Consider the following 5,577-nt stretch of genomic DNA (forward strand, 5'->3'; position numbering starts at 1 on the left):
GTGCCGGGGGTCGGGGGTTCGGTGTTCAAGCTGCGGTACTCGCATGCGCGGCAGGAGTTGTACGACGCGACGGCGGAGGTCCTGGGTGTGGAGTCGCTGGATCTTGAACGGCCTTGGGTGCTGGACCGGTTGTCGTCGTTGTCGTACACGATCGCGGCCGGGACCTCGCAGATTCAGCGGAACATCGTGGCCGAGCGGGTTCTTGGGCTGCCGAAGGGGAGGTAGCAGTGGAGCGCCGGGTGCGGATCCGTTGTGGCTGGTCGCGCCCACGCGGCGGTAGCCGCAAATCGAGCACAGCCCCGCGCCCCTGGGTGGGTTACGGCGGCCCTCGTCGAGAGGTGGACGTGTGCGGTTTCAACTGACCGGGGATCAGCTGGCCTTGCGGGCCGGTGTGCGGGAGGTGCTTGCTCGGCGGTTCGACGGGGATGCCCTGCGCGCTGCCCAGGATGCCCCCGGGCTGGACCGCGCCCTGTGGCGGGAGCTCGGCGCCGCCGGGTTCTTCGCGCTGCGGGTGCCGGAGGTGGACGGCGGGGTCGGACTGGGGCTGCCGGAGGCCGTGTTGGCCTTCGAGGAGGCCGGGCGGGCCCTGTTGACCGGGCCGCTGGTGGCGACCCACCTCGCGGCGGGTGCCGTGGACGGGGCCGCCGAAGGGGAGGTCGTCGTGGCCGACGTCGACCCGGGCGGGCTCGTGGAGTGGCTGGAGGAGGCGGACGTCGTACGCGGCGACGCCGGCGGGGCCGTAGCCCTGAAGTCGGTGGATCCGCTGACGCCGCTGCACCGGGTGCCCGGAGTGCAGGCGCGTGCGGCCGACCCCGTCGCCGTGCTCCTCACCGCCGCCGAGCAGTTGGGCACCGCCACGCGCGTGTGTGAGCTCGCCGTGCAACACGCCAGGACGCGGGAGCAGTTCGGGCAGCCGATCGGGGCCTTCCAGGCGGTCAAGCATCTGTGCGCGCAGATGCTGGTGCGGGCGGAGACGGCCCGGGCCGCGGTGTACGCGGCCGCGGTGACCGCGGACCCGGTGGACATCGCCGCGGCCCGGCTGCTGGCCGACGAGGCGGCCGAACGGGGCGCCCGGGACTGTCTCCAGGTGCACGGCGGGATGGGCTTCACCTGGGAGTGCGAGGTGCACCTGCATCTGAAGCGGGCCTGGGTGCGGGCCCGGCGGGGCGGCGGCGGTGCGGAGAGTGAGGAGTTGCTCGCCGTCGAACTGTTGGCCTGAGCCGCCCGCGACCGGCCCGCTCTCCGGGTCGTCCGGAGCGGATGTCGCGGATTGTGGCATACCGGAATCACGGAGCGTTGATATCGGGTTGTGTCCTATGTGTGACTCGTCACGTCCTGGAGTCGGCGCCCGGCTCCGGTACCTTGTGTGAGATGCGAGTGGTTCCGAGCACGAGCCATGCCGGTGTTGCCGATGGGGCGGCCCCGGACCCGGCGATGCGCGCCGCTGCTCGCAGGGCGGGAAGGCCTGTGACCACCGCCTGTTCGACTCCCCGCGGCGAGCGTCGCACAGTATCCCGCAGGGGTACTCCTTCGCGCTGGAATATGCCCGAAGCGCTTGTTGGCGTGACTGTACGTCAACCATGCTGTCTCGTAAGGGATTCACGTTCTGTGACCCCGGCTTTGGTCATTGTTCTGGTCATGCAAAAAATGGCTACGATCGTGGCCCTCGTGAGGCGCGAGGCCATGTGCCCGCCGGTTCGGATGGTGTGAGCGGTGCAGGTGCTTCAAGTGCAGCTGGAGATCCGGCCCGACCCCGCGGAAGTGGGGCGAGCCCGGAGGTGGGCCCGCTCGCGGCTCGCCGTATCCGGGATAGAGGGCGACGAACCGCTCGCGGAGACGCTGATCCTGCTCGTGTCCGAACTGGTCACCAACGCCGTGGTGCACACCGGCCGTCCTGCCGTCCTGCGACTGTCCCTGCCGGGCGCCGAGGGCGAGTCGGCCACCGTCCGTCTGGAGGTCGCCGACCGCAGCGGCCGGGCCCCGGTGCCGCGCTGCGTGGACGGTGACGCGACCGGCGGCCGCGGCCTGGCCCTCGTCGACGGCCTCGCGGACCGCTGGGGCTGGAGCCCCGAAGGCGCGGGCAAGAGCATCTGGTGCGAACTCGACCGCTGCGAGCGACCGCGGCAGCTCACGCAGACCTACGGCATCGATGCCGCGGCCTACGAGGGGCTGGCCTTCGAGGCGGTGTGACCGGCGCACGGTGGCAGGCGCCACCGGGACCCCGCCTCGGTGAGAGAGCGGTGCGCCGGGGATGTGCATCCGTGCGCGGTCGTGACAAACGGCTCGTAAGCCATAAATCCCCGTACGGGTGTTGACGCACCGTGTTCGATTGATGACGCTGGTGGTCAGCGATTCGCCGCGAGGGGACGCCGAGGGTTGCGATGACGGGAGCCCTCGACGAGTGCGGATCGTGACGCGGTGTCGATTTCCTCAGGGCGGAAGGAAGTCGATGACGGCGGCGCGCGAGCTGTGCTCGGGGCGGACCCGCGCGCCGCCGACCGACCTCCTCACAGCACGGCCACCGGGGCCACCGGTGTTCCGGTGCCGCCGACGAACGGCTCGGGCATCGCCGACAGCAGGAACGCGTACCGGCCGAGTTCTCCACAGGCTGTGGACAACTTTTCGAGATTCCAGTTCTGACCCTGGAGCATCCCCATCTCCACCAGATCCAGCGCGTGCACCGGCAGCCACAGGTCCTCGATCTCGGGCGGGAAGATCTCGAACGTGAGGGTGTCGTTGGCGACCGCGGCCACATCGCGCGCGTGGAACCACTCCGGGGTGCGGACCGACAGACCCGGCGACGGATAGGCGTACGCCTCCTTGTCCCCGGCGAGATACACCTGGACCTGCCCGGTCCGTACGAGCACGATGTCCCCGGCACGCACCCGCGTGCCCGCGAGTTCCTCGGCCGCCTCCAGGTCCTCGGGCGTCACGGCGTGCCCTCCGTCGAGCCGGTCCACGCCCCGCGCCCGGGCCACATCGAGCAGCACCCCGCGCGAGACGACGTACCGCGCCTTGTCGATGCCGCTGAACTCGGCGCCGCCGTGCGCGGTGATGGTGCCGGCCGGGCGGCCGTTGTAGAGCATGCCGGAGTGCGAGACATGGGTGAGCGCGTCCCAGTGGGTGGCCGCCTGCAGGCCCATGGTCACCGCGTCGTCGCTGCACGCGACCGTCCCCGGGCCGAAGATCTCCTGGTTGATCTGCACCATCGCGTGCAGCGGGTTGACCCGGCCCGGCATCATCCCGGTCTGCACGCCGTCCTGCCGGAGAGGGAGGGCGAGAGGGATGCGACGGCCGGTGCGGACGGTCGCGGCGGCCTCCCGGACGACCTCGTCGGTGATCAGGTTCAGGGTGCCGATCTCGTCGTCGGCTCCCCAACGACCCCAGTTGTTCACGCGCTTGGCGATGTCGTGGAACGCGGCAGGAAGTGACATCGGGCCCTCCCCGGGGCTTGTGTCCGCACATCTGACGGGTCATAAAATCTAACGGTCCGTCAGAAACCGCGGGAAGGGGCCAGCGTGGGGAACTTCTTGGCAGGCAGGGTCGTCGCCGTGACCGGCGCGGGACGGGGGATCGGGCGGGCGGTCGCGCTGGCCGCGGCGGCGGAGGGCGCGCGGGTCGTCGTCAACGACTACGGCGTCTCGGTGGACGGGGCGTCTCCCACGAGCGATGTCGCTGCGGGTGTCGTGAAGGAGATCGAGGCGGCGGGGGGCGAGGCCGTCGCCGTGGCCGACGACATCTCGACGATGGCGGGCGGGCAGCGGGTGGTCGATGTCGCGTTGTCCTCCTACGGGCGGCTCGACGGTGTCGTCTGCGTCGCCGGGATCCTGCGTGAGCGGATGCTGTTCAACATGACCGAGGACGAGTGGGACCCGGTCCTCGCCACGCATTTGAAAGGGACGTTCACGGTGTTCCGGGCGGCCTCCGCGGTGATGCGCCGGCAGCGGGCGGGGACGTTGATCGGGTTCACGAGTGGGAACCACCAGGGGTCGTATTCGCAGGCCAATTACAGCGCGGCGAAAGGCGGGATCATCTCGCTGGTGCGCAGCGCGGCGCTCGGGCTGCACAAGTACGGGGTGACCGCGAACGCGGTGGCGCCCGTCGCCCGTACGCGGATGTCGGCGAACGTTCCCTTCGAGCTCGCGGAGATCGGGGAGCCGGAGGATGTGGCGCCCATGGTGGTCTACCTGCTGTCGGAGCGGGCGCGGGAGATCACCGGGCAGGTGTACACGGTGGCGGGGCCGAAGATCGCGGTGTGGGCTCAGCCGCGGGAGTTGCGTGCGGCGTACGCCTCCGGCGGGTGGACGCCGGAACTGATCGCGTCGTTTTTGCCTGGGAGCGTTGGAGTGGATCCGATGCCGTTGCTTTCGGGGCCGGATGCCTAGGGGGTTGGGGGTGTGCGTTGTTTGGCGGGTGCGGGTCGTTTGTGGCTGGTCGCGCCCACGCGGCGGAGCCGCAAATCGATGCAGCCCCGCGCCCCTGAGTAGCTCACCGCCACCGGTGTGGAGAGGAGGGCCCTGTGGACTTTGGGTTTGGTGCTGAGGACGAGGCGTTTCGAGGAGAAGTGCGGGAATGGCTCTCCGCCCATGTGGACGGGGCCCAGGAGCGGCGGGTCTGGGAGCGGGCCCTTGGGAAGGCCGGGTGGATCGGGCTCGGTTGGGCGGAGGGCGGGTACGGGAACCGGACCGCCACGCTGACCCAGCAGGTTGTCTGGGCCGAGGAGTATGCGCGGTCCGGGGCGCCGGCGCGGTCCGGGCACATTGGGGAGAAGCTGCTCGCGCCGACTCTTCTCGCGCACGGCAGCGACGAGCAGAAGGCGCGCTTCCTTCCGTCTGTCGCCGCCGGGGAGGAGCTGTGGTGCCAGGGGTACAGCGAACCCGGGGCGGGGTCCGACCTCGCCGGGGTGCGGACCCGGGCCACGCGGGCCGGGGACGGGACGTATCGGATCAGCGGGCAGAAGATCTGGACGTCCCTCGCCCATGAGGCGGACTGGTGTTTCGTGCTCGCGCGGACCGATCCGGAGTCGCGCCGGCATCACGGGCTGACGTTTCTCCTCGTTCCCATGGACCAGCCGGGGCGCATCGAGGTGCGGCCCATACGGCAGATGACCGGGACCAGTGAGTTCAACGAGGTCTTCTTCGACGGGGCACACGCGCGTGCCGAGCATGTCGTCGGAGGCGAGGGGCGCGGCTGGCAGGTGGCGATGAGCCTGCTCGGGTTCGAGCGCGGGGTGTCCACGCTGGCCCAACAGGTCGGATTCGCCGAGGAATTGACGCGGGTGGTGCAGACCGCCGTACGGACCGGCGCGGTCGACGATCCCGTCGTACGCGCTCTGCTCGTGCGGCAGTGGGCCGAGTTGCGGACCATGCGGTGGAACGCGCTGCGGACGCTGGGAGGTTCGGGGGACGCCGGGGCCTCCAGTGTGGCCAAGCTGCTGTGGGCGGGCTGGCATCAGCGTCTCGGGGAGCTGGCGATGCTCGTGCGGGGCGCGGAGGCGACGGTCGGGCCCGGGGACTGGTCGCCTTCCTCGCCGTACGAACTCGACGCGCTGCAGCACCTGTTCCTGTTCTCGCGGGG

Annotated in this window: 6 protein-coding genes; 5 read left to right on the plus strand and 1 reads right to left on the minus strand. The window is 70.7% G+C overall.

Translation table 11 applies throughout. From position 1 onward, the window contains the following. From ACFVYN_RS04395 to ACFVYN_RS04405, 3 genes are all read left to right on the plus strand, one after another. Window positions 1–225 (plus strand): acyl-CoA dehydrogenase family protein (locus tag ACFVYN_RS04395; RefSeq protein WP_389992312.1); only part of this gene is annotated, 225 nt, incomplete at its 5' end. A gap of 121 nt (window positions 226–346) precedes the next feature. Continuing rightward, the gene (locus ACFVYN_RS04400; protein ID WP_389992315.1) at window positions 347–1,219 is read left to right on the plus strand and encodes an acyl-CoA dehydrogenase family protein; all 873 of its coding nucleotides are present in this window, start codon (window positions 347–349) and stop codon (window positions 1,217–1,219) included. 509 nt (window positions 1,220–1,728) lie between these two features. Continuing rightward, window positions 1,729–2,190, plus strand: coding sequence for an ATP-binding protein (locus ACFVYN_RS04405; RefSeq protein WP_389992834.1), 462 nt, complete (start codon window positions 1,729–1,731; stop codon window positions 2,188–2,190). Between the two features lie 317 nt (window positions 2,191–2,507). Here ACFVYN_RS04405 and ACFVYN_RS04410 read toward each other — a convergent pair whose 3' ends face one another. Beyond that, window positions 2,508–3,434, minus strand: a complete 927-nt coding sequence (locus tag ACFVYN_RS04410; protein WP_389992317.1) for a cyclase family protein — start codon at window positions 3,432–3,434, stop codon at window positions 2,508–2,510. Between the two features lie 84 nt (window positions 3,435–3,518). Between ACFVYN_RS04410 and ACFVYN_RS04415 the strand changes: the two genes are divergently transcribed. Together ACFVYN_RS04415 and ACFVYN_RS04420 are read left to right on the plus strand one after the other, a co-directional pair. Beyond that, window positions 3,519–4,385, plus strand: coding sequence for an SDR family oxidoreductase (locus ACFVYN_RS04415; protein WP_389992320.1), 867 nt, complete (start codon window positions 3,519–3,521; stop codon window positions 4,383–4,385). 134 nt (window positions 4,386–4,519) lie between these two features. Continuing rightward, the coding region (locus ACFVYN_RS04420; protein WP_389992323.1) for an acyl-CoA dehydrogenase family protein at window positions 4,520–5,577 on the plus strand (1,058 nt) is incomplete at its 3' end.

Origin of the sequence: Streptomyces sp. NPDC058307 (genome assembly GCF_042880295.1) — a bacterium.
Classification (GTDB): domain Bacteria; phylum Actinomycetota; class Actinomycetes; order Streptomycetales; family Streptomycetaceae; genus Streptomyces.